Annotated in this window: 25 protein-coding genes; 9 read left to right on the forward strand and 16 right to left on the reverse strand. The window is 72.6% G+C overall.

Going from position 1 to position 22,982, the window contains the following annotated elements; genetic code table 11:
• Nucleotides 1-39 precede the first annotated feature (39 nt).
• The 9 genes from STRVI_RS15945 to bioB form a co-directional block, all read right to left on the reverse strand.
• Nucleotides 40-1,044, reverse strand: a complete 1,005-nt coding sequence (locus tag STRVI_RS15945; protein WP_014056690.1) for a hemolysin family protein — start codon at nucleotides 1,042-1,044, stop codon at nucleotides 40-42.
• Nucleotides 1,041-2,405 carry a hemolysin family protein gene (locus STRVI_RS15950; RefSeq protein ID WP_014056691.1) on the reverse strand — a complete coding sequence of 455 codons (1,365 nt, stop codon included), beginning with the start codon at nucleotides 2,403-2,405 and terminating at the stop codon, nucleotides 1,041-1,043. Before STRVI_RS15950 ends, STRVI_RS15945 begins: the two co-directional genes overlap by 4 nt.
• Nucleotides 2,406-2,487: 82 nt before the next feature.
• The gene (locus tag STRVI_RS15955) at nucleotides 2,488-2,913 is read right to left on the reverse strand and encodes a GNAT family N-acetyltransferase (RefSeq protein ID WP_014056692.1); all 426 of its coding nucleotides are present in this window, start codon (nucleotides 2,911-2,913) and stop codon (nucleotides 2,488-2,490) included.
• Between the two features lie 52 nt (nucleotides 2,914-2,965).
• Nucleotides 2,966-3,883, reverse strand: coding sequence for an LLM class F420-dependent oxidoreductase (locus STRVI_RS15960; protein WP_014056693.1), 918 nt, complete (start codon nucleotides 3,881-3,883; stop codon nucleotides 2,966-2,968).
• Between the two features lie 187 nt (nucleotides 3,884-4,070).
• The gene (locus STRVI_RS15965; RefSeq protein WP_014056694.1) at nucleotides 4,071-4,883 is read right to left on the reverse strand and encodes an ABC transporter ATP-binding protein; all 813 of its coding nucleotides are present in this window, start codon (nucleotides 4,881-4,883) and stop codon (nucleotides 4,071-4,073) included.
• 174 nt (nucleotides 4,884-5,057) lie between these two features.
• Nucleotides 5,058-5,741 carry a class I SAM-dependent methyltransferase gene (locus tag STRVI_RS15970; RefSeq protein WP_014056695.1) on the reverse strand — a complete coding sequence of 228 codons (684 nt, stop codon included), beginning with the start codon at nucleotides 5,739-5,741 and terminating at the stop codon, nucleotides 5,058-5,060.
• A gap of 70 nt (nucleotides 5,742-5,811) precedes the next feature.
• The gene (bioD, locus tag STRVI_RS15975) at nucleotides 5,812-6,516 is read right to left on the reverse strand and encodes a dethiobiotin synthase (protein ID WP_014056696.1); all 705 of its coding nucleotides are present in this window, start codon (nucleotides 6,514-6,516) and stop codon (nucleotides 5,812-5,814) included.
• A 106-nt stretch (nucleotides 6,517-6,622) separates the two neighbouring features.
• A complete protein-coding gene (locus tag STRVI_RS15980; protein WP_014056697.1) occupies nucleotides 6,623-7,939 on the reverse strand; it encodes an adenosylmethionine--8-amino-7-oxononanoate transaminase in 1,317 nt (438 codons plus the stop codon).
• On the reverse strand, nucleotides 7,932-9,152 hold the full coding sequence (bioB, locus tag STRVI_RS15985; protein ID WP_014056698.1) for a biotin synthase BioB: 1,221 nt from the start codon (nucleotides 9,150-9,152) through the stop codon (nucleotides 7,932-7,934). Before bioB ends, STRVI_RS15980 begins: the two co-directional genes overlap by 8 nt.
• 168 nt (nucleotides 9,153-9,320) lie before the next feature.
• Here bioB and STRVI_RS15990 point away from each other — a divergent pair, with 168 nt between their 5' ends.
• Nucleotides 9,321-10,526: an 8-amino-7-oxononanoate synthase gene (locus STRVI_RS15990; protein WP_014056699.1), complete on the forward strand. Its 1,206-nt coding sequence runs from the start codon at nucleotides 9,321-9,323 to the stop codon at nucleotides 10,524-10,526.
• A 67-nt stretch (nucleotides 10,527-10,593) separates the two neighbouring features.
• On the opposite strand, the gene STRVI_RS15995 is transcribed toward STRVI_RS15990, so the two are convergent.
• Together STRVI_RS15995 and STRVI_RS16000 are read right to left on the reverse strand one after the other, a co-directional pair.
• On the reverse strand, nucleotides 10,594-10,821 hold the full coding sequence (locus STRVI_RS15995; protein ID WP_435532583.1) for a DUF397 domain-containing protein: 228 nt from the start codon (nucleotides 10,819-10,821) through the stop codon (nucleotides 10,594-10,596).
• An 18-nt stretch (nucleotides 10,822-10,839) separates the two neighbouring features.
• Nucleotides 10,840-11,709 (reverse strand): helix-turn-helix domain-containing protein, encoded by an 870-nt coding sequence (locus STRVI_RS16000; RefSeq protein ID WP_014056701.1) that lies wholly within the window; start codon nucleotides 11,707-11,709, stop codon nucleotides 10,840-10,842.
• Nucleotides 11,710-11,983: 274 nt separating this feature from the next.
• Here STRVI_RS16000 and STRVI_RS16005 point away from each other — a divergent pair, with 274 nt between their 5' ends.
• Nucleotides 11,984-12,412: an ATP-binding protein gene (locus STRVI_RS16005; protein ID WP_014056702.1), complete on the forward strand. Its 429-nt coding sequence runs from the start codon at nucleotides 11,984-11,986 to the stop codon at nucleotides 12,410-12,412.
• Between the two features lie 6 nt (nucleotides 12,413-12,418).
• Here STRVI_RS16005 and STRVI_RS16010 read toward each other — a convergent pair whose 3' ends face one another.
• From STRVI_RS16010 to STRVI_RS16025, 4 genes are all read right to left on the reverse strand, one after another.
• Nucleotides 12,419-13,639: a hypothetical protein gene (locus STRVI_RS16010; RefSeq protein ID WP_014056703.1), complete on the reverse strand. Its 1,221-nt coding sequence runs from the start codon at nucleotides 13,637-13,639 to the stop codon at nucleotides 12,419-12,421.
• A gap of 161 nt (nucleotides 13,640-13,800) precedes the next feature.
• On the reverse strand, nucleotides 13,801-14,274 hold the full coding sequence (locus tag STRVI_RS16015) for a C40 family peptidase (protein WP_014056704.1): 474 nt from the start codon (nucleotides 14,272-14,274) through the stop codon (nucleotides 13,801-13,803).
• Nucleotides 14,275-14,684: 410 nt separating this feature from the next.
• On the reverse strand, nucleotides 14,685-14,993 hold the full coding sequence (locus STRVI_RS16020; protein WP_014056705.1) for a hypothetical protein: 309 nt from the start codon (nucleotides 14,991-14,993) through the stop codon (nucleotides 14,685-14,687).
• Between the two features lie 5 nt (nucleotides 14,994-14,998).
• A complete protein-coding gene (locus STRVI_RS16025) occupies nucleotides 14,999-15,634 on the reverse strand; it encodes an ATP-dependent Clp protease proteolytic subunit (protein ID WP_014056706.1) in 636 nt (211 codons plus the stop codon).
• An 84-nt stretch (nucleotides 15,635-15,718) separates the two neighbouring features.
• Between STRVI_RS16025 and STRVI_RS16030 the strand changes: the two genes are divergently transcribed.
• On the forward strand, nucleotides 15,719-16,033 hold the full coding sequence (locus STRVI_RS16030) for a type II toxin-antitoxin system Phd/YefM family antitoxin (protein ID WP_014056707.1): 315 nt from the start codon (nucleotides 15,719-15,721) through the stop codon (nucleotides 16,031-16,033).
• Nucleotides 16,034-16,081: 48 nt separating this feature from the next.
• On the opposite strand, the gene STRVI_RS16035 is transcribed toward STRVI_RS16030, so the two are convergent.
• Nucleotides 16,082-17,035, reverse strand: coding sequence for a M28 family metallopeptidase (locus tag STRVI_RS16035; RefSeq protein ID WP_014056708.1), 954 nt, complete (start codon nucleotides 17,033-17,035; stop codon nucleotides 16,082-16,084).
• Nucleotides 17,036-17,348: 313 nt separating this feature from the next.
• Here STRVI_RS16035 and STRVI_RS16040 point away from each other — a divergent pair, with 313 nt between their 5' ends.
• The 6 genes from STRVI_RS16040 (at nucleotide 17,349) to STRVI_RS16070 (ending at nucleotide 22,883) form a co-directional block, all read left to right on the forward strand.
• A complete protein-coding gene (locus STRVI_RS16040; protein WP_014056709.1) occupies nucleotides 17,349-17,651 on the forward strand; it encodes an urease subunit gamma in 303 nt (100 codons plus the stop codon).
• 15 nt (nucleotides 17,652-17,666) lie between these two features.
• On the forward strand, nucleotides 17,667-17,978 hold the full coding sequence (locus tag STRVI_RS16045; protein WP_014056710.1) for an urease subunit beta: 312 nt from the start codon (nucleotides 17,667-17,669) through the stop codon (nucleotides 17,976-17,978).
• Complete coding sequence (locus STRVI_RS16050) at nucleotides 17,971-19,692, forward strand: urease subunit alpha (RefSeq protein WP_014056711.1); 1,722 nt, start codon at nucleotides 17,971-17,973, stop codon at nucleotides 19,690-19,692. Before STRVI_RS16045 ends, STRVI_RS16050 begins: the two co-directional genes overlap by 8 nt.
• An 812-nt stretch (nucleotides 19,693-20,504) precedes the next feature.
• Nucleotides 20,505-21,164 (forward strand): urease accessory protein UreF, encoded by a 660-nt coding sequence (locus STRVI_RS16060; RefSeq protein ID WP_014056712.1) that lies wholly within the window; start codon nucleotides 20,505-20,507, stop codon nucleotides 21,162-21,164.
• 52 nt (nucleotides 21,165-21,216) lie between these two features.
• Nucleotides 21,217-21,909 carry an urease accessory protein UreG gene (gene ureG / locus STRVI_RS16065; protein WP_014056713.1) on the forward strand — a complete coding sequence of 231 codons (693 nt, stop codon included), beginning with the start codon at nucleotides 21,217-21,219 and terminating at the stop codon, nucleotides 21,907-21,909.
• Nucleotides 21,906-22,883, forward strand: coding sequence for an urease accessory protein UreD (locus STRVI_RS16070; RefSeq protein ID WP_014056714.1), 978 nt, complete (start codon nucleotides 21,906-21,908; stop codon nucleotides 22,881-22,883). The genes ureG and STRVI_RS16070 overlap by 4 nt, the downstream gene beginning before the upstream one ends.
• The last annotated feature ends 99 nt before the right edge of the window (nucleotides 22,884-22,982 follow it).

Genomic DNA, 22,982 nt, shown 5'->3' on the forward strand with positions numbered 1-22,982 from the left:
TGCCCGACCACATAGGTGATCGGGTCAGGCCAGATGCGATCAGGCCACCAGCTCGCGCAGCACGTCCTCCATGGTCACCAGTCCCTCCAGCCGTCCGTCCGCGGCGATGACCGCCGCGAGGTGGGTGCGGCTGTCGCGCATCGCGGTGAGCACGTCGTCCAGCGGCGTATGGGACCGCACCCGGGGGATCGGGCGTAGCTGATCGGGGCGGAACGGCACATCCCGCGGCCGTGCGTCCAGCGCGTCCTTCACATGCAGATAGCCCAGGATCCGCCCGGAGTCGTCGACCACCGGGAACCGTGAGAAGCCGGTCCGCGCCGCCAGCTCTTCCAGTTCCTCGGGGGTCACTCCGAGCTGCGCCTTGACCACCTGATCCATGGGCAGCACCACATCCCGCACCCGTCGCCGGCCCAGCTCCAGCGCGTCCCGCAGCCGCTCGGTGGACCGGTCGTCCAGCAGTCCGGCCTCACTGGAGTCCGAGACCATCCGGGCCAGCTCGTCGTCCGAGAAGGTCGCCGCGACCTCGCCCTTGGGCTCCACGCGCATCAGCTTCAGCAGCCCGTTCGCCAAGGCGTTCACCCCGAAGATCACCGGGCGCAGGGCGCGGGCGAGGGCGACCAGGGGCGGGCCGAGCAGCAGCACGGTGCGCACCGGCTCGGCCAGCGCCACGTTCTTCGGCACCATCTCGCCGAACAGCATGTGCAGATAGGTGGCCACGGTCAGCGCGATCACGAACGAGATCGGGTGCACCAGCCCCAGTGGGAGCCCCACCACATGGAAGAACGGCTCCAGCAGATGCGCGATGGCCGGTTCCGCGACGGCGCCCAGCACCAGCGTGCACAGCGTGATCCCGAGCTGGGCCGCGGCCAGCAGCGCGGAGAGGTGCTCCAGGGCCCACAGCACGGACCGCGCCCGCCGGTCGCCCTGCTGGGCATGCGGATCGATCTGACTGCGGCGCACCGAGATCAGGGCGAACTCCGCGCCCACGAAGAAGGCGTTGAGGACCAGTGTCAGCAGGCCGATCAGCAACTGGAGGACGGTCATCGGCCCGCCGCCCCGTCGGCCCCGGGCCCGCCGCCGTCGCCATCGCTCCCGGCACCGCGCAGCGGCGCCCGCAGCCGGACCCGGGCCGCCCGGTGGCTCCTCACCTTCCGCACCTCCAGAGACCAGCCCGCCAGCTCGACGGTGTCGCCGACGGCCGGGATCCGGCCCAGCTCCGAGGCGATCAGCCCGGCCAGTGTCTCGTACGGGCCCGGCGGCACTCGCAGCCCGATGCGCTCCAGCTGATCGACGCGGGCCGCGCCGTCCGCGTCGTACAGCGTATGGCCCTCCGTGTCCCGGCCCATCGGCATCAGATGGGGGGTCTCGTGCGGATCGTGCTCGTCGCGGACCTCGCCGACCACCTCCTCGACGATGTCCTCCAGGGTGACGACCCCGGCCGTACCGCCGTACTCGTCGATGACCACCGCCATGCTGCGCTGCGCCGAAAGCCGGTCCAGCAGCCGGTCCACGGTGAGCGACTCGGGGACGAACAGCGGTTCGCGCATCAGATCGGAGACCGGGCGGCGGGGCCGCTCCCCGGCGGGGACCGCCAGGACGTCCTTGATGTGCACGATGCCGACGACGGTGTCCAGGCTGCCCTGGTAGACGGGGAAGCGGGACAGCCCGGTGGCGCGGGTGGCGTTGGCGACGTCCTCGGCGGTGGCCCGTACGTCCAGCGCCACCACCCGCACCCTCGGGGTCATCACGTTCTCTGCGGTGAGCTCGGAGAGGTTGAGGGTGCGGACGAACAGCTCGGCGGTGTCCTTCTCCAGCGCGCCCTCCTTGGCGGAGTGGCGGGCGAGGGCGATCAGCTCCTGCGGGCCGCGCGCGGAGGCCAACTCCTCGGCGGGCTCCAGGCCCATCCGGCGCACGGTGCGGTTGGCGGTGTTGTTGAGATGGCTGATCAGCGGGCGGAAGACGGAGCTGAAGACGCGCTGCGGGGTGGCCACGGCCTTGGCGACCGGCAGCGGTCGGGAGATGGCCCAGTTCTTGGGCACCAGCTCGCCGACGACCATCAGCACGACGGTGGACAGAAAGGTGCCGAGCACCAGCGCGGCCGAGCGGACGGCCGACTGGGGTACGCCGATCGCGGTGAGCGGCCCGGCCAGCAGGGCCGCGACGGACGGCTCGGCCAGCATGCCGACGACCAGATTGGTCACGGTGATGCCGAGCTGCGCGCCGGAGAGCTGGTAGGTGAGGCTCCGTACGGCCTTCAGCGCCCCGGCCGCGCCGCGCTCCCCGCGTTCGGCCGCCCGTTCCAGCTCGCTGCGCTCGACCGTGGTCAGCGAGAACTCCGCCGCGACGAAGGCGCCACAGGTCACCGCAAGGAGGAGCGCCACGGCCAGGAGGAGGACTTCGGTCATCGGTTCACCTCCGTCCCATGATCCGCCAGGGACCGGAGGAATGCAGCCCCCGCGCGGCCGTGCCGAGGACGGTCATGCCGGGTCAGGGGGACAGCGGCTTGACCCAGCGGCTCCACTGCGGCTGGCGCGCATAGCCCGCCGCGCTCCACGCATGGTGGGCCGGCCCGTTCTCGTTGAGCACCATCGCGTCCCCGCGCCGTCCGCCCAGGGCCGTGAAGCGCTCCTCGGCCGCCGCCAGCAGGGCCGTCGCCACGCCCCGGCGGCGGTGCCCGGGGTGGACGGCCAGCCGGTAGAGATGGCAGCGCCAGCCGTCGAAACCGGCGATCACGGTTCCGGCGAGCTCCCCGTCCCACTCGGCCAGCAGCAGCGACTCCGGGTCGCGGTCGAGCAGCCGGGCCACCCCGTCCCGGTCGTCGCTGATGCTGGTGCCCTCCGCCGCCTCTTTCCAGAAGGCGAGCACGGTGTCGAGGTCGGCGGGGGCCGCGGCCCGTATCCGAAGATCGTTCATGGCCGCATCCCACCATCAGGAGGACCGCGGCGTCGACGGGAATGCCGCCCGGTCAGCTTCCGCGCAGCTCCTCGATCACCGGGGCGAGCGCCTCCATGTTGTGCTCCAGCACGGTGAAGTACGAGAAGCCGAACCGTTTGCGGTGGGCCCGCAACTGCTCCGCCATCTCCTTCGCGTCGCCCAGCAGCAGCGCCGGGTGCTCCAGCATCTGGTCCTCGGTGAGGCCCGGTGCGTACCCGGACAGCTCACGCACCTTGGCGCGTCGGTCGGCGCTGGGCCCGGCCATCTGGATGAGGTAGTTCAGCTCGATCGCCTCACCCGGCTCATCGGCCCCCTCCGCCCGCCCCGCCTCGGCGGCGAAGCGGCGGAAGGCGCCCACCCGCTCCTCCAGTGCCTCGGGGCTGATCAGCTGCAGGGCGCCCTGGGGTTTGCCGGGGGCCTGCACCGCCCCGGTGAAGGCCGCGATGTCCGCATGGCGCGCGGCCAGCCGCAGCAGCCGGTCGCCGTTGCCGCCGAGCAGCAGCGGCGGGCGCGGGGACTGGACGGGCCGGGGCCGGTGCTCGGACTCGGTCAGCAGACGCTCCAACTCGGCCACGGTATGTACGAGGTGGTCCACCCGCTCCCGTGGTGAGCCGAAGGGCAGCCCGGCGCTGTCGTGCTCGGCCTTGACATAGCCGGCGCCCAGGCCGAGCTCCAGCCGGCCGTCGGTGAGCGCGTCGCAGGTGGCCACCTCCCGGGCGAGCAGCGCGGGATTCCAGAAGCCGGTGTTGAGCACGAAGGTGCCCAGCCGTGGGCGCTCGGTCGCCTCGGCGGCGGTGGCCAGCGCCGGGAACGGGGCGGGGTTGCCGAGGTGGTCGGGGGTCAGCAGTACGTCATAGCCGAGCTGCTCGGCATGGCGGCACTTCGCCCGCCATGCCTCGGCCGATTCAAGGGTGAGCAGATTGACTCCGAAGCGGAACGGCCTTGCCATGAGCCCTCCTTGAGCGCGGATACGGCGAACGTATCCGAGATCGGCGCCGTTCGGGATCGCAAAGCGCTCCGCTGGAAGTGCGCTGAGCTGCCGTCGATCGTCTGCGGCGCCGTCGTGGCTGGTCGCGCCCACGCGGCGGAGCCGCACATCGACACAGCCCCGCGCTCCTTCGGGGCGCCTCAGGGGCTCAGCTCAGCGGGTCGGGTTCCGGTTCGGCCCCGGGCGTGGCACTGGTGAAGATATGCATCCGCTCCAGCACCGCCTCGGCCGTGGGCCGCTCCATCCGGTCCACGATCCGGCCGTCGGCGAGGAAGAGCACCAGGTCGGAGTGGGCGGCGGCGCTCGGGTCGTGGGTGACCATGACGACCGTCTGGCCCAGCTCGTCGACGGCCTCCCGCAGAAAGCGCAGCACCTCCAGGCCCGACCGTGAGTCCAGGTTGCCGGTGGGCTCGTCCGCGAAGATCAGCTCGGGGCGGGAGGCGAGCGCCCGGGCGCACGCCACCCGCTGCTGCTGTCCGCCGGAGAGCTGGGCGGGCCGGTGCCGCAGCCGGTCCCGCAGCCCGAGCTTGTCGATGACCCGGTCCACCCACTCCCGGTCGGGTTTGTGGCCCGCGATGTCCATGGGCAGGGTGATGTTCTCGGCCGCGTTGAGCGTGGGCAGCAGATTGAACGACTGGAACATGAAGCCGATCCGGTCGCGGCGGAGCTGGGTCAGCTCCTTGTCGCCCAGGCCGGTGATCTCGGTGTCGCCCAGCCAGGCCTGGCCCGACGAGACCGTGTCGAGACCGGCCAGACAGTGCATCAGGGTGGACTTGCCGGATCCGGACGGGCCCATCACCGCGGTGAACCTGCCCCGTTCGATCTCCACGTCCACCGCGTCCAGCGCGAGCACGGCCGTTTCGCCGCTGCCGTACGCCTTGGTCAGGGACCGGGCGCGGGCCGCCGCATGGGCGCCGCCCTCCGCGAACCCGTCCGTCTTCGTTGCCGCCGGTGTGGACACGATGCCTCCCCGTATCGGAACGTCGTGCCCTCGATGGTAGGGACCCGGCCGCCGATGCGCCCCCCCATGGACGCGGGCGTACACGAATGCGATGACCGACGGGAGGGCGACGCGGGGGCGCGAACGCGATGCCGGGCGCGCCCGCGGTGACGACGGGAACGTGATGCCCCGGCGTTACGGATGCGCAGGCGAGACCGGACGGCGCGCGGCGCCCAGCACGCACGGGGACGTCGGCAGCGTCGGGCCCCGCTCGGGGATGCGCAGCCGGCGGTGGCCGATCGGCTCGAAGCCCGCGGCCGCGATCGCCGATCGCACCTCGCGCGCCGTATGGCAGCCGCCGAACATCAGCGGCCACACCGTGCGGTCCAGCGCCCGCTGGGTGGTCGCCAGGACCCGCCCCTCGGCGCGTCCGTGCTCGAGGAAGCGCAGTTCACCGCCGGGCCGCAGCACCCGCAGCAGCTCCGCGAGCGCGCGCCGCACATCGCGCACCGAGCACAGCACCAGACAGGCCACCGCCGCGTCGAACGCCTCGCTCTTGACCGGCAGCGCCTCGGCGACGCCCGGCACCACGTCCACCGGCACTCCGGCCCGCAGCCCCACCCGAGTGGCCAGCCGCCGCAGATGGCGCTCGGGTTCGATGGCGACCACCTCGGAGACGGCTTCGGGGTAGTGGGGGAAGTTCAGCCCGTTGCCCGCGCCGATCTCGATGACCCGGCCGGACAGCCCGGCCAGCAGCTCGCCGCGCAGCTCACCGACCCCCGCCCGCTCGTCGGCCAGTGGGCCCATTCTGGCGTAGCAGCGGGCGAAGAGCGGGTGGTGGACGGCGTCACGCGGGGGTGTGCGACGGCATACGGGCATGGGAGCTCCCCCTTGTCCCAGGTACGGACGATGGACCGATACCGGGATTCTGCCCACGCGGGGGGCGTCGCTACGCGGCCAGCCGCACCGCGTCCCAGCTCCCGTCCAGCCGGGGCGCCAGCCAACCGGGCGCCTGGGTGCGGAAGTCGGCCGGCGGAAGGGCGGGGGCGCCCTGGGGGATGGCGCCCAGCAGCGGGACACCGGACGAATCCGGCAGATCGGCCACATTGCAGCGGGAGGCGAGATCCGCGGCGGCGGGCCAGCTTCCGATGACGACCCCGGGGCACTCCAGCCCGCGGACGCGCAGCGCCTCGGTGGTCAGGGTGGTCGCGTTGAGCGTGCCGAGGCCCGCGTGGGCGACGACGAGGACGGGCGCGCCGAGCAGCCGGGCCGCGTCGGCGAGCGTCGCCCCCGTCTCGTCGAACCGTACGAGCAGCCCGCCCGCGCCCTCGACCAGCACCAGATCGTGCTCGGCGGCCAGCTTCTCGGCCGCCTCCGCCACCTCGTGCGGCCGCACCGGCGGCCGTCCGGCGCGGCGGGCGGCGGTGGCGGGGGCCAGCGGCTCGGGGTAGCGGGCGAGTTCGAGCAGGGTCACCGCACCGGCGAGCCGGGCCACCTCGGCGGCGTCGCCCGGTTCGCCCTCCGCGACACCGGTCTGGGCGGGTTTGAGCACCGCCACCGAGCGGCCGCGGGCGAGCGCCGCGGCGGCGACGGCCGCCGTGCTGACGGTTTTTCCGATTTCGGTGCCCGTGCCGGTGACGACCAGTACTGACATCTTCGTTTCCATTGCCTTTCGCTTTCGTTCGTGCTCCCGGTCTGCCCCGGTGTGCGGCCGGTCCCCTCCTGTGGGTGGGAGGCCGACCGCGAGCGGAGCAGGCGGGTCAGACGGCCGCGGCCGCGGCCGCCCGTACCGCCGTGCAGATCCGGGCCAGATCGTGGTCGCCCGTGATGTACGGCGGCATGGTGTACAGCAGATCGCGGAACGGGCGCAGCCATACGCCCTCGCGCACCGCGGCCCGCGTCGCCGCCGCCATCCCCGCGTCGTCCAGCGGACGGTCCAACTGGACGACGCCGATCGCGCCGAGCACCCGCACCTCCCGGACGCCCGGCAGCTCGGCCGCCTCCGCGAGCCCGTCCCGAAGCCCGGTCTCGATCCGCTTGACCTCCTGCCGCCAGTCGTAGGAGAGCAGCAGATCGATCGAGGCGCAGGCGACGGCCGTGGCCAGCGGATTGCCCATGAACGTCGGGCCGTGCGCGAGCACCGGCACCTCGCCGCGCGAGATGCCGTCCGCCACCCGCGGGGTGCACAGCGTGGCGGCGAGGGTCAGATAACCCCCGGTCAGCGCCTTGCCCAGACACATCACATCGGGGCACACCCCCGCGTGCTCGGCCGCGAAAAGCGTGCCCGAGCGGCCGAAGCCCGTGGCGATCTCGTCGAACACCAGCAGCACATCGTGCTCGTCGCACGCCTCGCGCAGCACCCGCAGCAGCGCGGGGGAGTGGAAGCGCATCCCGCCCGCGCCCTGCACCACCGGCTCCACGATCACCGCGGCCAGCTCATGGGCGTGACGGGCCACCAGCTCACGTACGTGTGCCTCGTACGCCGGGTCGGGGTCCGCGTCGAATCCGGGCGGCGGCGCGTCCGCGAAGATCTGCTCTGGCAGCACACCGGACCACAGCCGGTGCATTCCGCCGTCCGGGTCGCACACCGCCATCGGCTGCCAGGTGTCGCCGTGGTAGCCGCCGCGCCAGGTCAGCAGCCGCCGCTTGGCGGGGCGGCCGAGGGAGCGCCAGTACTGCAGGCACATCTTCACCGCGACCTCGACCGACACCGAACCGGAGTCGGCCAGGAACACATGGCGCAGCGGCTCCGGTGTGATCTCCACCAGACGGGTGGCCAGCCGGACGGCGGGCTCATGGGTGAGCCCGCCGAACATCACATGGCTCATCCGGTCAAGCTGACCCCGCGCGGCGTCGTTGAGCGCCGGGTGGTTGTAGCCGTGGATGGCGGACCACCACGACGACATGCCGTCCACCAGCTCGCGGACGCCCTCCACCGGCTCGGCCAGCCGCAGCCGGACCCCGGCCGCGGACTCCACGACCAGGGGGTCCTGGCGGCCGGGCATCGGGCCGTACGGATGCCAGACGTGCTCGCGGTCCAGCGCCCGCAGCTCGGCCGGGGTCAGCGGCTCAGGCATTGGGCGGCAGATCCGTGCCCGCGCCGCGGCGGCGCACCGCGACCAGATCGGCGTGGGACCCCTCCGTGGCCGCCGGGGTGGAGACCGTGGCGCCGGCCGTCGCCTGGGCGGGTACGGCGTCGGCGGGCGCGGCGTCACCGCACGGGCCGCAGCCACCGCCCTCCGCGCCGTGGCCGCCGCAGCCGGAACCGGCGGCGGCGAGCGCGTCCGCGCGGTGCGCGGGCAGCGTCGTGGTGTCGGTGCCCTCCACCTCGAAGCCCGCGTCGGCGATCATCGCCAGATCGTCCTCGCCCGCCTGGCCCTCGGTGGTCAGATAGTCGCCGAGGAAGATCGAGTTCGCCAGGTTCAGGGCCAGCGGCTGCAGCGTCCGCAGATGGATCTCGCGGCCGCCCGCGAGCCGCACCTCCACGTCCGGGCAGACGAACCGCACCATCGCCAGGATCCGCAGACAGCGCTGCGGGGTGAGGTTCCAGTCCCCGGCCAGCGGGGTGCCCTCGATCGGGATGAGGAAGTTGACCGGCACCGAGTCCGGGTCCAGGTCGCGCAGCGAGAAGACCACGTCCACCAGGTCCTCGTCCGACTCGCCCATGCCCGCGATCAGGCCGGAGCAGGCGGACATCCCCGCCGCCTGGGCCTGCTGCACGGTCGAGACCCGGTCGGCGTAGGTGTGGGTGGTCGTGATGTCGCCGTAGGTCGCCTCGGAGGTGTTGAGGTTGTGGTTGTACGCGTTCGCCCCCGCGTCCTTCAGCCGCTCGGCCTGGCCGTCGGACAGCAGCCCCAGACAGGCGCAGATCTCGACATCCTGGTGCTCCTCCTTGATGGCGGCGATGGTCTGGGAGACCCGGTCCACGTCGCGGTCGGTGGGACCGCGTCCGCTGGCCACCAGGCACACCCGCTTGGCGCCGCCCGCGACCCCGGCGCCCGCCGCGGCGGCCGCCTGCTCCGGCTTGAGCCAGGTGTACTTGAGGATCTCGGACTTCGAGCCCAGCCGCTGCGAGCAGTAGGAGCAGTCCTCGGGGCACAGCCCCGACTTCAGGTTGACCAGATAGTTGAGCTTCACCCGCCGCCCGAACCAGGCGCGGCGCACCTTGCCCGCCGCGGCCACCACATCGAGCACCTCGTCATCGGAGGTCGCCAGGACGGCGAGCGCTTCTTCGCGGGTCGGCGATTCGCGCCGCAACCCCTTGTCCACCAGCGTGTTCAGCAGGTCCATGGCGACGATCCTTTCCTACCCCACCGCTTCCGGCCAAGGAGGGACCGTACAAGACGCGCGGATCGGGGTGTGGGTATTGCCACACCATGACCGGGCATGGAGGGGGCTACGTTCTATCCGGACCCGACAGTCGGTGCCCTTGACGAGGCCAGGAAGGCGAGACAGCCGATGCCCCAGGACCGCCCGGACGACGCGTTCGCATGGATCGACGCACAGCGGGAGCGGCGCGACCGGGCCGGGCTGGTGCGCCGGCTCAGCCCCCGGCCCGCCGACTCCCCGCTGCTCGATCTGGCGAGCAACGACTATCTGGGGCTGGCCCGCCACCCGGAGGTGACGGCCGCCGCGGCCGCGGCGGCAGAGCGCTGGGGTGCGGGGTCGACCGGATCGCGCCTGGTCACCGGCTCGACCGAGCTGCACACCACACTGGAGCGGGAACTCGCCGACTTCTGCGGTTTCGAGGCGGCCCTGGTGTTCTCCTCCGGCTACGCCGCCAATCTGGCCGCCGTCTCCGCGCTGAGCGGCCGGGACGCGCTGATCGTCTCCGACGCGGGCAATCACGCCTCGCTCATCGACGGCTGCCGGCTCTCCCGCGCCGAGGTCGCCGTCGTCCCGCACGCCGACCCGGACGCTGTGCGCAAGGCGCTGGGCGCGGCCGATGAGGACGCGCGGGGCGAGGCCACCGAGGAGACCGGAGCGGTCCCCGCGCGCCGGCGCGCCCTCGCCGTCAGCGACTCGGTCTTCTCCGTCGACGGCGACGCCGCCCCGCTGGCCGCCCTCGCCGGGGCCTGCCGTGCCCACGGCGCGGCGCTGGTGGTGGACGAGGCGCACGGCCTGGGGGTGCTCGGCGAGGGCGGACGCGGCGCGGTGCACGGGGCCGGGCTCGCGGGCGCGCCGGACGTGGTGGTCACGGCCACCCTCTCCAAGTCGCTGGGCAGCCAGGGCGGGGTGGTGCTGGGGCCCGCCCGGGTGATCGAGCACCTGGTGAACACCGCACGCACGTTCATCTTCGACACCGGACTCAACCCGGCGGCCGTGGGCGCCGCCCTGGCGAGCCTGCGGCTGCTGCGCCGGGGACCGGAGCGCGCCGCCCGCGTCCGTACGGTCGCCATGGGGCTGTACGGACGGCTGACCGCCGCCGGGCTGACCGCGGTGCGGCCGGACGCGTCGGTGGTGTCGGTGCGGGCCCCGTCGCCGGAGCAGGCGGTGCGCTGGGCGGCGGATTGCCGCGCGGCCGGGCTGCTGGTGGGGTGCTTCCGCCCGCCGTCCGTCCCGGACGGCATCTCGCGGCTGCGGCTGACGGCGCGTGGGGACCTGACGGATGAGCAGGTCGAGAGGGCGGTCGACGTGATCGTGAAGACCGCGCCGACCGCCTGATGGCTCACTGACGGGAGGGATGAACGGATCAGCCGTTCACAGGCGGAACAGATACTTCACTGACGGATCAGCTTCCGGTTCCGGCCGAGCGGGAAGTGGCGGAGCCGGGGCCGTCGTCCTTGAGCCCCTCGAGGAAGGAGACCCAGGTCGACGGGGTGAACAGCAGGACGGGGCCCGCCGTGTTCTTCGAATCGCGCACGCCGAGCTGGTCGGACCCCAGCAGGGCCGTCTCGACGCAATTGTTCATGCCGACGCTGTAGCTGCTGCGCAGCCAGTGGACGGACTTGGCGGACATACTGAACATGGTGCCCCCTCAGGCGCCGCCCCCGATTTTGTTGATGAAGGACAACGATTCCTCAGGTGTCAGGGCGCGGGTCCGCAGTACTTCGAACGCGGCGCTGTACGCCCGGAGGTCTTCTTTCCGCTCCAGATAGAGGCTACTCGTCAGGTGGTCGAGAACTACTACGTCCAGGTCACTAATGTGCGGAAAAGAGAAAATAATGAAAGGACCTGTCATACCAATGGGCATTCCGATGGAGAATGGCAGCACCTGCAGCTCCACCTGAGGCAATACGCAGAGTTTGGCCAGATGGCTCAATTGCGCCGCCATCACGTCGGGTCCGCCCACCTCGCGCCGCAGCGCCGCCTCGTCCAGCACCGCGTGCAGCCGCAGCGGCCGCTCGCCGTGCAGCACCGACTGCCGCGCGATCCGCACCTCCACCAGCGAGTCCACCTGGGCCCGCGGCAGATCCGGGAGCGCCGCGAGGGTCACCGCCCGGGCGTAGTCCGGCGTCTGCAGCAGACCCGGCACCACCGTGGTCTCCAGGGTGTACGCGTCCGACGCCTCCGCCTCCAGGCTGATGAAGTCCCGGTAGGCGGGCGGCAGTAGATCGCGATACGCGTACCACCAGCCGCGCCGTGACCCCTCCGGATCCGAGGCGCCCCCGCGGCACAGCGCCTCCAGCAGGGCGCGCAGCTCCGGGTCGGCGACCTCGTAGACCTCCAGCAGCCGCGCCACATCCGAGGGTTTGGCCCCGCTCCGGCCGGTCTCGATCCGGCTCACCTTCGACTGATGCCAGCCCAGCCGGAGGGCGACCTCACCACTGGTGAGTCCGGCCAGATCGCGCTGGCGGCGGAGTTCCGCGCCGAGCTTGCGACGGCGCACCGCCGGGCCGTACCGCATGAGTTCTCCCTCCCGCCTTTCCCTTGCCGGCGCGTCACCCACAGCGCGTGTCGCACCAGTGGCCCAGTGTGCCTTCCAAATCCGGTTTTCCGTAGCAGAGTTCACCGCTTTGGGCGACAGATATATGCATAACTCGGTGGATCGCCCCCGTTACAGCGGCCATCGGTGGCACTCTGACGCGTAGAGCCGTCAGGGCAGCCCACGACACCGGCTTCGCAGCTCCACCTTCCAACGCGTCCGCAGCCGGGCCCCGGCGGGAAAGGGACAGGCCGTCATGGCAGACCATCAGGAAGCATCCGTCACTCTGCCGAGCGCACCGGCGTCGGTTCCCGCGGCACGCGCTTATGTCACGGACGTGCTCGCCGAATGGGGGCTCGGGCAGGGCGGAGAGGCCGCCGACACCGTGCGGCTGATCGTCTCCGAGCTCGCCACCAACGCCGTGGAGCACACCGTGGGCCAGTCGCCCACCTTCACCGTGGACCTACGGCTCGACCGCGAGCAGCGGCTGGAGATCGGGGTCACCGACAGCCACCCCCAATGGCCCCGCTGGCTGCCGCTGGCGACCCAGCAGGACAGCGGGCGCGGCATGGTCATCGTGCGCTGTCTGGCCGCGGAGTCGGGCGGCGAGGTGTTCGTCACCCCGACCGCGGACGGCGGCAAGACCGTCTGGATCGCCCTGCCGTGGACCGTGCCGGTCCGTTGACCCCGCTCACAGCACGCGCTGGGCCTGCCCCTCCGAGGCCCGCGCCTCGGCGAGCTGACGGATCCGGGTGAAGACCCGCCCGGCGTCCGGGCCGATCAGATAGTGCGGCATGTCGCCGCGCTCGATCACCCCGTACCGGCTCGTGCCCAACAGATACGAGGAGTACAGGATCAGCCCGCTCGGCCGGTGCATATCGACGGTGAGCGCCGAGAAGCCCGGGAACTCGTCCGTCTGATAGACGTGCAAGCCGTCCGCCTCCGCTCCATAGCGCTCCTTGAAACGCCCGAACCGCTCCAGCGAATCCTTGATCTTCCGCGTCATGTCCTCCTGGTACTGCCGGGAGAGCGTGGCCGCCGCGTCCGAGGACGGGTCCAGCAGATAGCAGCGGTAGGTGCCGCCCCGGCGCAGCAGCCCGAGGATCGCGTCGCGGAAGCGGGCCGGACGCTCGGTGGTGACCAGCCGGCCGGAGGAGGTGCGCAGCGCCGTCCCCATGTCGAGGACCTCCTCGCCCGCCGCGTCCAGCAGCCGCGCCTTCTCCTGGGGGCTCGGCCGCTCCGGATACGCGTGCACCGGGGAACCGTCCGAAAGCCCCCGGCCCGCGAGCCACGCCTTGGCCGCCCCGCCCGGACCGCCGTCGCCCGCCATCAGATAGACGTCCTTGCCCTCATGGCTTCCCACATGGGCGAACAGCTCCGCATACGGCCCCGCGGTGCGGTACACATCCTCCGATACCGCGAGGCAGTCCGCCGGAGTCGCCTTCTCCAGATGCGCGGCCAGATTGATGTCGGGGGAGTGGATGGTGCCGGTCCGGCCCTCGCCGGTGTGCCGTATCGCCCCCTTGTGCAACGCCATCCGCACATGCAGCTCCCCGTCCACCCCCGCCTGGGCGAACTCGTCGCGCAGATGGCGCAGATCCAGGGTGAGAAAGGTGCGGGCCGCCTCCAGCGCGACATCGCGGGCCACGCTCTCGCTGTCGTCGTGGACCGCGAAGAAGCCCCCGTCGCCGCGCCAGCTCCATAAGTCGCTGCGGGCACAGCGCCGCTGCGCCGAGAGCTGCCCGATCCGGGCGCGCATCCGCTCGCGCAGCAGATCGAAGGCGTGCGCGGCGCGGTCCCTGGGGTTCGAGCGGACGATCGTCGAATACCCGGAGGTGTCGACGAAGAGGAGATACACCTGGTCGTAGGTCCGGTCGGCCTGGAAGGGCTCGCCGTGCAACGGGTCGTTCATACCGGCACCGGACCGCGCTCGACGCCGCCGCGCTCCCGGCGGAACCCATCGTCGTCGTCGGGATACGCCATGCGATGCCTCCGGTGGTCGACGGGGCCGGTCCACAGCGGTGTGGCCCGGCCCCGTCAACCTACCCACGGTCACTGACACCTACGGCGGGGTCAGCGCACATGTCCGTACCAGACCTTCTTGGTCCAGATCCGCTCCAGCCGCACCACCGTGCCGGTCTTGGGGGCGTGCCAGATCCGGCCGCCGCCCGCGTACAGGCCGACGTGGTAGACCCCGCTCCCGGAGTGGAAGAACACCAGGTCCCCGCCCTTGCGGGAGCCGGCCTTGATGTGGCGGGTCCGGTTGTACTGCGCGGCCGCGGTGCGCGGCAGCCGCTTCCCGGCCCGCTTGTAGGCGTACAGCGTCAGCCCGGAGCAGTCGAAGCGCTTGGGCCCCTCCGCGCCGTACTTGTACGGTGCGCCCTTCTTGGACGCCGCGATCCGCAGCGCCTTGGCCGCGACGGTCGCCGCCTCGGCCTCGGGTGGATACCCCGGGGTCGCCACGGTGCCCCCCACAGCGGCGACGGTGAGGGCGGAGACGGCGCTGGCTCGCGAGAACATCCTGGGGATACGTATGTGCGCAGACATCACGCGCCACCCTTCGTGGGCCGACCCCGCCCCGGTGTGGTGGCGGAGTCCTGTCGTCCCCTGGGATGGTCACGCAGCCGCGCGGCCGGTTCCGAGTCGAGAGGGCGCGGTGTGACGGTGGTCACGGCGGGGCCGTTCGGGTGGTGCCGGTCGCTCCGCCCCACGTCCGTGACCTGCGCGAACGGGCGCGTCGAGGCATGGTGGGGCGGGCGGGACGCGGACCCGGGGCGCCCGCGGGCCGCAAGCCGACCCCGCCCCGGCCGCCGGAATCCCGCTCCGCCGTTCGGGCGACGGCTCGTGCCCCGGCGGGCGACGGTCCCGCGCCCCTGGCGGGCGACGGTCCCGCGTCCCCGGCGGGCGACGGTCCCGCGTCCGCGGCGGGCGACGGCCCGCGCCCCGACGGGCGCGTCTCAGGCGCGCAGCGCCGGGGGCAGTGTGACCCGCTCCGCGCGTCGCTCCCCGTCCAGCACCCGCAGCGCCCGGGCCAGGGTCGCGGTGTGCAGCTCGCTCTCCCCGCGCTCATGCATCAGCGCCAGCGCGTCCCGTAGCGCGGTGGCCTTCCCCACCAGGGCCTGGGCGGCCCGCAGACCGCCGTAGGTGTCGCGGCCGCGCGCCGGATTGATCCGGCCCAGCAGATCGACCACGTCCAGATAGCCGTCCACGACGCTCCCCTCGGCGCGGGTGAGCGCGGGCAGCGGTGGCAGCTCGGGTGGCAGCACCGCGCTCACCTCGACCGCAGCGGCGCGCCCGGCCGCTTACGGCTCTGGGTGACCTGGTCCACCAGCCCGTACGCCACCGCGCTCTCGGCGTCGAAGATCTTGTCGCGGTCGATATCGGCCCGGATCCGCTCGGCGCTCCGGCCGGTGTGCCGCACCAGCATCTGCTCGAGCGTCTCCTGGGTGCGCCGCAGCTCATTGGCCTGGATCTCGAGATCGGAGGTGGTGCCCTCGACCGGCTCGGCGAACCCGGCCTGGTGGATGAGGATCCGCGCCCCCGGCAGGGCCAGCCGCTTGCCCGGGGTGCCGGCGGCCAGCAGCACGGCGGCCGCCGAGGCGGCCTGGCCCAGGCAGATCGTCTCGACGTCGCAGGAGATGAAGTGCAGGGTGTCGTAGACCGCCGTCATGGCCCCGAACGAGCCGCCGGGCGAGTTGATGTAGAGCGAGATGTCCTGGCCGGGCGCGGCGTGCTCGAGATGGATGAGCTGCGCGATCACATCGTTGGCGGCGGTGTCGTCGATGGGGGTGCCGAGGAAGACGATGCGCTCGGAGAGCAGCTTGGAGTACGGGTCCATGGTGTGCGTCCCCGAACTGGTGCGCTCGGTGAACTCGGGCAGGACATAGCGCGCGGTCGATCGTTCCATCGCGTCACCTCTCGGCGTCGTCGGGCGTCGTTGGCTTGGCTCCGTAAGAAATGTACAGGACGTACATCCCGATATGATGGGAGCATGGCTTACGAGATTCCGGTGACGCAAGCCCGTGCAGAGCTCGCGGAGCTGATCAACCGCGTGGTGTACGGCGGCGAGAGGGTGGTCGTCACGCGCCACGGGAAGCCGCTTGTCGCCCTGGTCTCCGCCGCTGACCTGCGGCGGCTGGAGGAGATGGAGGCGGACGCGGAGGAGCGCGCGGAGGAGCAGGTGATCAGTACCGTGTCATCGACGCGCCCCACCTCGTCCGCTCCGGGCGAACGGCGGCGCTTCGGCATCGCGGCGGAACACAACGGCCCGGACGCCGGGGATCGGCGTCCGGGCCGCGAGAAGTGACGGACGGGACGAGACCGGCTCAGCGCCGGTCGGGTGCTGGGACGCTCGTCAGGAGCTGAGCGTCCAGATGGCGTTGGCGATGGCGTCGGTGTTCAGGTCCAGCGCCTTGTCGTCGATGTTCGACGCCTTGTCGCAGGCGGAGTGGTAGCACGGGTCGAACGCCTCGCCCGCCTTGCCGCCCCACTTGTCGGCCTGCTCCTGGCTCATGGTGGCCTCGGCGCCGGTGAACAGACCGCCGACCCGCACCCCCGCGTCCTTGAACGGGGCGTGGTCCGAGCGGCCGTCGCCCTCGGTCTCCGGGTCGGTGGAGATGTTCTTCGCGGAGTACCAGTCGGTGAAGACCTTCTCCAGCTCGGGGTCGTCGTCGTAGACGAAGTAGCCCGGGTTGGGTGAGGCGAGCATGTCGAAGTTGAGATAGGAGTCGATCTTCGACTTGTCGCCGTCCGCCAGGCTGTCGACGTAGTGCGTCGAGCCGACCATGCCGTCCTCCTCGTCGCCCCACCAGGCGAACCGCAGGTGCTTGGTGGGCTGGAGGTCGGCCTTGGCCACGGCGAGCGCGATCTCGAGGATCGCGGCCGAGCCGGAGCCGTTGTCGTTGATGCCGGGGCCGGCCTCGACCGAGTCGAGATGCGATCCGGCCATCACGACCTTGTCCTCGGAGCCGCCCTTCCAGTCGGCGATGAGGTTGTAGCCCTTCTTGCCGCCGGAGGTGAACTCCTGGACGGAGGTGGTGAATCCGGCCGCGTCCAGCTTGCCCTTGATGAAGTCCACGGACTTCTGGTAGCCGGGCTGGCCATGGGCGCGGTTCCCGCCGTTGGCGTCGGCGATGGACTGCAGTTCGCCCAGATCGGCCTTGACCGCCGCGACGTCCACGTCGGGGGCCGCGGCCTGGTTGTTGATGGTGGCCTCGGCGCCGGAGGCGCCGGTCAGCAGGGCCGCGGTGAGCGCGGCACCGGTTGCCGCCGCGAGGGTTCCACGGCGAAATGACACTATTCGCTTCACAGTTGGGCTCCGTTGTGATGTGGGGGGTTGGAGCGGAGCAGGTGAATCATGGTGGTGCGGTCATGAGAATCGGGGGTACGCGGCGGGCCGTCAAGTGCGATAGGCGGACACAGGGGTCCGCCGAGCGGAAATCGGGTGCGGGGCCGGAGCGTGTCCGAGACCCGCCCGACCGGCTTGACCAGCGTCGATGGGGACTGATCAGTTAACGCTGACGAAACGCCATGGAACTAGCCTGCTCAGGCCGGGTGCGAGCCGCCCCGGACGTGCTGAGCGGGTGGTTTCCGCCGGGCAGGACGAGGATGAGGTGGGAAGCATGCAATTGACCCCACATGAGCAGGAACGTCTGCTCATCCATGTGGCCGCCGACGTGGCCGAGAAGCGACGGGCCCGGGGCGTGCTCCTCAACCACCCCGAGGCGACGGCGCTGATCACCGCCCACATCCTGGAGGGGGCCCGCGACGGCCGCGGCGTCGCCGAGCTGATGGCCTCCGGCCGCCAGGTGCTCACCCGCGACGAGGTCATGGAGGGCGTCCCCGAGATGCTCCACGACGTCCAGGTCGAGGCCACCTTCCCCGACGGCACCAAGCTCGTCACCGTCCATCAGCCGATCGCCTGACGGGAGGGCGTATCCGTGATCCCCGGAGAGATCCGCCACGCCGATGAGCCGGTGACCCTCAACGAGGGGCGGCCCGTCACCCGTCTCACCGTGCTCAACGCCGCCGACCGGCCCGTCCAGGTCGGCTCCCACTACCACTTCGCCGAGGCCAACCCCGGCCTCGACTTCGACCGCGCCGCCGCCCACGGCAAGCGGCTGAATATCGCCGCGGGCACCGCCGTGCGCTTCGAACCGGGCATCCCCGTCGAGGTCGCCCTGATCCCGATCGCGGGGGAGCGGATCGTGCCGGGGCTGCGCGGGGAGACGGGAGGACGGCTCGATGGCTGAGCTCCACCGCGCGGCGTACGCCGATCTCTTCGGCCCCACCACCGGGGACCGCATCCGGCTCGCCGACACCGACCTGTTCATCGAGATCGAGGAGGACCGCAGCGGCGGTCCCGGCCGGGCCGGGGACGAGGCGGTCTTCGGCGGCGGCAAGGTGATCCGCGAATCCATGGGCCAGTCCCGCGCCAGCCGCGCCGAGGGCACCCCCGACACCGTGATCACCGGCGCGGTCGTGCTCGACCACTGGGGCGTCGTCAAGGCGGATATCGGCCTGCGCGACGGCCGTATCACCGGCATCGGCAAGGCCGGGAACCCCGACACCATGGACGGCGTCCACCCCGACCTCGTCATCGGGCCCGAGACCGAGGTCATCGCGGGCAACGGCAGGATCCTCACCGCTGGCGCCATCGACGCCCATGTCCACTTCATCTCCCCGACCCTCATCGACCAGGCGCTCTGCTCCGGGATCACCACCCTCGTCGGCGGCGGCACCGGCCCCGCCGAGGGCACCAAGGCGACCACCATCACCCCCGGCCCCTGGCATCTCGCCCGGATGTTCGAGGCCTTGGAGGGATATCCGGTCAACATCGGACTGCTCGGCAAGGGCAACACCGTCGCGCGCGAGGCGATGTGGTCCCAACTGCGCGGCGGAGCCCTCGGATTCAAGATCCATGAGGACTGGGGGGCGACCCCCGCCGCCATCGACGCCTGCCTCGGCGTCTGCGAGGAGAGCGGCGCCCAGCTCGCCATCCACACCGACACCCTCAACGAGGCGGGCTTCGTCGGTGACACCCTCGCCGCCATCGCCGGGCGCTCCGTCCACGCGTATCACACCGAGGGCGCGGGCGGCGGGCACGCACCCGACATCATCACCGTGGTCTCCCAGCCGAATGTGCTGCCCAGCTCCACCAATCCGACCCGCCCGCACACCGTCAACACGGTCGATGAACACCTCGACATGCTGATGGTCTGCCACCACCTCAACCCGGCCGTCCCCGAGGACCTCGCCTTCGCCGAGTCCCGCATCCGGCCCAGCACCATCGCCGCCGAGGACGTACTGCACGACCTCGGCGCGATCTCGATCATCTCCTCCGACTCCCAGGCCATGGGACGGATCGGCGAGGTGGTGCTGCGCACCTGGCAGACCGCGCATGTGATGAAACGGCGGCGCGGAGCCCTCCCCGGCGACGGCCGCGCCGACAACCACCGGGCGCGTCGCTATGTCGCCAAATACACCATCAACCCGGCGGTGGCCCAGGGCCTCGACGGGGAGATCGGCTCCATCGAAACCGGGAAGCTGGCCGATCTCGTGCTGTGGGACCCCGCGTTCTTCGGCGTCAAACCGCAACTGGTGATCAAGGGCGGACAGATCGCCTACGCGCAGATGGGCGACGCCAACGCCTCCATCCCGACCCCGCAGCCGGTCCTGCCGCGCCCCATGTTCGGCGCGCTCGGCCGCGCGGCGGCCACGGGCTCGGTCAACTTCGTGACCCAGGCGGCGCTGGACGACGGGCTGGTGGACCGGCTGGCGCTCGGTAAGCGGTTCGCCCCGATCCGCTCCACGCGAGGGGTCACCAAGGCGGACATGCGGGAGAACGACGCCCTGCCGCGAGTCGAGGTCGACCCCGACACGTTCACGGTGACGATCGACGGCGAGCCCGTGGAACCCGCCCCGGCGGCGGAACTCCCCATGGCCCAGCGGTACTTCCTCTTCTGACGGGGCCCGTCATGACCACGAACGAGATCCCGCAGCCCACGCCCCGGGACGGCCGCGGCGGTCCGGCCACGGGTGGGCCGCCGGCGGACCTTCCCCAACCCCGCCCCTCCCCGCAACCAGGGGGCGCCGCCCCCTGGACCCCCGACAACCCGCCCCCGGACGGACCGCATCAGGCCCGCCGGCCGGCGGGAGGCATGCCGGTAGGGCGAGCGGCGGGGGCGGGGCGACGGGGCATGCATGGGGGGCCCGGGGCCGGGGGTGCGGCGCCCGGCGGGGTTCGGGGTGATGTGGGTGGTGGGGTTCGGGGTGAAGTCCCCGGCGGGGCGCGTGGTGATGTGCGGGGCGAGGTCTGGGGTGACGCCCGCGGCGGGGTTTGGGGTGATGTGGGTGGTGGGGTTCGGGGTGAAGTCCCCGGCGGGGCGCGTGGTGATGTGCGGGGCGAGGTCTGGGGTGACGCCCGCGGCGGGGTTTGGGGTGATGTGGGTGGTGGGGTTCGGGGTGAAGTCCCCGGCGGGGCGCGTGGTGATGTGCGGGGCGAGGTCTGGGGTGAAGCCCTTGGCGGGGTTCGGGGCGAAGTCCCCGGCGGGGTCCGTGGCGATGCGCCCGGTGAGGTCCGGGGCGCCACCCCCGGCGGGTCTCAGGGCGAAGCCTGCGGTGAGTCCCGGGGCGAAGCGCCCGGTGGGCTCTGGGGCGAAGCCTGCGGCGAGGTTCAGGGCGAAGGCCGTGGTGGGGCTCGGGGGGACACTCCCGGACGGGTCCGTGGTGACGCGCCCGGTGAGGTCCGGGGCGGAGCCCAGGGTGGGGTCGCCGCGTTGCTGATTCTGGCCGATGGCCGGTTCCCGGCCGGAGGCCATGCCCACTCCGGCGGGGCCGAGGCTGCCGTCGCCGCGGGGCGGATCCGCGACGCGGCCTCCCTGGAGGCGTTCTGCCGGGGCCGGTTGCACACCGCCGGGCTCACCGCGGCCGGGCTCGCCGCCGCTGCCGCCTCCGGGCTCGACCCGCTCGCGCTGGACGAGGCGGCGGACGCCCGTACTCCCGTCCCCACGCTGCGCACCACCGCCCGGCGGCTCGGCCGCCAGTTGATGCGCGCCGCCCGCGCCACCTGGCCGTCGCCCGAGCTGGACGCCCTGGCCGCCGCCCGGCCGCGCGGGGCGCATCAGCCCGTGGTGCTCGGACTCGTCGCGCGCGCCGCCGGACTCGGGTCGCGGGACGCCGCGTACGCCGCCGGGTACGAGGCGGTGAGCGGGCCCGCGACCGCCGCCGTACGGCTGCTGAGCCTGGACCCCTTCCACGCCACCGCCGTCCTCGCCCGCCTCGCCCCCGAGCTCGACCGGGTCGCGGCGCGGGCCGCCGAGGCGGCTCGGCGCGCCCTCGACGAGGGCCCGGGCGCGCTGCCCGCCGCCTCCGCACCCCTGCTCGACATCGCCGCCGAACAGCACGCCACCTGGTCCGTACGTCTCTTCGCCTCATGACCGAGGCGGTGACCCCTATCCCCCCGCACCCCGTTGGAACCACGGAGCCGTCATGCATCTCGACCACGCGGACACCTACCCCCCGCGCCACACCTACGGCGCCGCCGCCCCCCACCGCCCCGACGGCACCCGCCGGGCGCTGCGCATCGGCCTCGGCGGACCGGTGGGCTCGGGCAAGACCGCGACCGTCGCGGCGCTGTGCCGGGCGCTGCGCGACCAGCTCTCCATCGCCGTCGTCACCAATGACATCTACACGCGCGAGGACGCCGAGTTCCTGCTGCGCAACGCCGTACTGCCGGCGACACGCATCACCGCCGTGGAGACCGGCGCCTGCCCGCACACCGCGATCCGCGACGACATCTCCGCCAACCTGGAGGCGGTCGAGGAGCTCGAGGAGACCGTGGGCCCGCTCGATCTGATCCTCGTCGAGTCCGGCGGCGACAACCTCACCGCGACCTTCTCCAAGGGCCTGGTCGACGCGCAGGTGTTCGTCATCGATGTCGCGGGCGGCGACGACATCCCCCGTAAGGGCGGCCCCGGCGTGACCACGGCCGATCTGCTCGTCGTCAACAAGACCGACCTCGCCCCGTACGTCGGCTCCGACCTGGAGCGCATGGCCCGCGACGCCAAGGCCCAGCGCGGTGAACTCCCCGTCGCCTTCACCTCCCTGGTCGCCGAGGACGGCGTCCGCCCCATCGCCGACTGGGTCCGCACCCGCCTGGCCGCCTGGACGGCGGCGGCATGACGCCCGCTCAGGACGCGGCGGCCCGCGCGGAGCCGCCGTGGGCGGGCGATCCGGCCGCGTCGGGCGGGGCACGGCCGCACCCCTCGCCGCGGACGTCCGGGCGCGGCTCGGCGCGGGAAACCCCGGACAACGGACGCGCCCCGGGTGCCTCAGGTACGAAGGCCGCCCCCGGTACGTCGGGCGCTTCCGCTGCACCAGCCACCCCCGGCACCCCCGCCACCCCAAGCACCGGCCTGCAGGCCACCGCCCGCATCGTCGCCGAGGCGGACGGTCGCGGCGGTACCGCGCTGCCCGTCCTCGCCGGGGACGGCCCGCTCGCCCTACGGCGCACCCGGGCCGTGGGCGGGGAGGCGCGCGTTACCGTGGTCGGGGCCATGAGCGCGCCCCTCGGTGGGGATCGCATCGCCCTGGAGGTGACGGCCGGACCGGGGGCCCGGCTGCACATCGGTTCCGCCGCGGCCACCATCGCCCTGCCCGGGCGGACGGGCCGGCCCGCCCACTACGAGATCCGGCTGACCGTCGCCGACGGTGCGACCCTGCACTGGCTGCCCGAGCCCCTGATCTCCGCCCAGGGCAGCGATCTGCGCATGACCACCAGGGTCGAACTCGCCCCCACCGCCCGTCTGGTGCTCCGCGAGGAGCAGATCCTGGGCCGTACCGGCGAATCTCCGGGCCATCTGACGGCCCGCCTCACCGTCCACCGCGCCGGGCGCCCCCTCCTCGACCAGGAGCTCTCCTACGGCCCCGGCGCCCCCGGCTGGGACGGCGGCGCGGTACTCGGCGGCCATCGCGCGGTGGGCCAGCTCCTCGTCGTCGACCCGTCCTACGCCACCGGCCCCGTCGCCCCCCGCGCCCTCACCGGGACCGCCGTCCTCACGCCGCTGACCGGCCCCGCCGCCCTGGCCACCGCCGCGGCCCCGGACGCCCTCCACCTCCGCCGCGCGCTCGATGAGGCGGGCGCGGCCGTGGGCTGATGTTCACGTCTTGATAAAGAATCGGCGGTTTGCCCTGTACTCGGCGGTAAGCAAGACAGAAGAATCCTGCCTGACACTCTGTGATCATCGCCGCTCCAG

Source organism: Streptomyces violaceusniger Tu 4113 (assembly GCF_000147815.2).
Classification (GTDB): domain Bacteria; phylum Actinomycetota; class Actinomycetes; order Streptomycetales; family Streptomycetaceae; genus Streptomyces; species Streptomyces violaceusniger_A.

Excerpts from the sequence above, each read along its gene's own strand:
- STRVI_RS15945 (WP_014056690.1), bottom strand. The coding sequence starts at position 1,044 with ATGACCGTCCTCCAGTTGCTGATCGGCCTGCTGACACTGGTCCTCAAC.
- STRVI_RS15950 (WP_014056691.1), bottom strand. The coding sequence starts at position 2,405 with ATGACCGAAGTCCTCCTCCTGGCCGTGGCGCTCCTCCTTGCGGTGACC.
- STRVI_RS15955 (WP_014056692.1), bottom strand. The coding sequence starts at position 2,913 with ATGAACGATCTTCGGATACGGGCCGCGGCCCCCGCCGACCTCGACACC.
- STRVI_RS15960 (WP_014056693.1), bottom strand. The coding sequence starts at position 3,883 with ATGGCAAGGCCGTTCCGCTTCGGAGTCAATCTGCTCACCCTTGAATCG.
- STRVI_RS15970 (WP_014056695.1), bottom strand. The coding sequence starts at position 5,741 with ATGCCCGTATGCCGTCGCACACCCCCGCGTGACGCCGTCCACCACCCG.
- bioD (WP_014056696.1), bottom strand. The coding sequence starts at position 6,516 with ATGTCAGTACTGGTCGTCACCGGCACGGGCACCGAAATCGGAAAAACC.
- STRVI_RS15980 (WP_014056697.1), bottom strand. The coding sequence starts at position 7,939 with ATGCCTGAGCCGCTGACCCCGGCCGAGCTGCGGGCGCTGGACCGCGAG.
- bioB (WP_014056698.1), bottom strand. The coding sequence starts at position 9,152 with ATGGACCTGCTGAACACGCTGGTGGACAAGGGGTTGCGGCGCGAATCG.
- STRVI_RS15990 (WP_014056699.1), top strand. The coding sequence starts at position 9,321 with ATGCCCCAGGACCGCCCGGACGACGCGTTCGCATGGATCGACGCACAG.
- STRVI_RS15995 (WP_435532583.1), bottom strand. The coding sequence starts at position 10,821 with ATGTCCGCCAAGTCCGTCCACTGGCTGCGCAGCAGCTACAGCGTCGGC.
- STRVI_RS16000 (WP_014056701.1), bottom strand. The coding sequence starts at position 11,709 with ATGCGGTACGGCCCGGCGGTGCGCCGTCGCAAGCTCGGCGCGGAACTC.
- STRVI_RS16005 (WP_014056702.1), top strand. The coding sequence starts at position 11,984 with ATGGCAGACCATCAGGAAGCATCCGTCACTCTGCCGAGCGCACCGGCG.
- STRVI_RS16010 (WP_014056703.1), bottom strand. The coding sequence starts at position 13,639 with ATGAACGACCCGTTGCACGGCGAGCCCTTCCAGGCCGACCGGACCTAC.
- STRVI_RS16015 (WP_014056704.1), bottom strand. The coding sequence starts at position 14,274 with ATGTCTGCGCACATACGTATCCCCAGGATGTTCTCGCGAGCCAGCGCC.
- STRVI_RS16025 (WP_014056706.1), bottom strand. The coding sequence starts at position 15,634 with ATGGAACGATCGACCGCGCGCTATGTCCTGCCCGAGTTCACCGAGCGC.
- STRVI_RS16030 (WP_014056707.1), top strand. The coding sequence starts at position 15,719 with ATGGCTTACGAGATTCCGGTGACGCAAGCCCGTGCAGAGCTCGCGGAG.
- STRVI_RS16040 (WP_014056709.1), top strand. The coding sequence starts at position 17,349 with ATGCAATTGACCCCACATGAGCAGGAACGTCTGCTCATCCATGTGGCC.
- STRVI_RS16050 (WP_014056711.1), top strand. The coding sequence starts at position 17,971 with ATGGCTGAGCTCCACCGCGCGGCGTACGCCGATCTCTTCGGCCCCACC.
- ureG (WP_014056713.1), top strand. The coding sequence starts at position 21,217 with ATGCATCTCGACCACGCGGACACCTACCCCCCGCGCCACACCTACGGC.
- STRVI_RS16070 (WP_014056714.1), top strand. The coding sequence starts at position 21,906 with ATGACGCCCGCTCAGGACGCGGCGGCCCGCGCGGAGCCGCCGTGGGCG.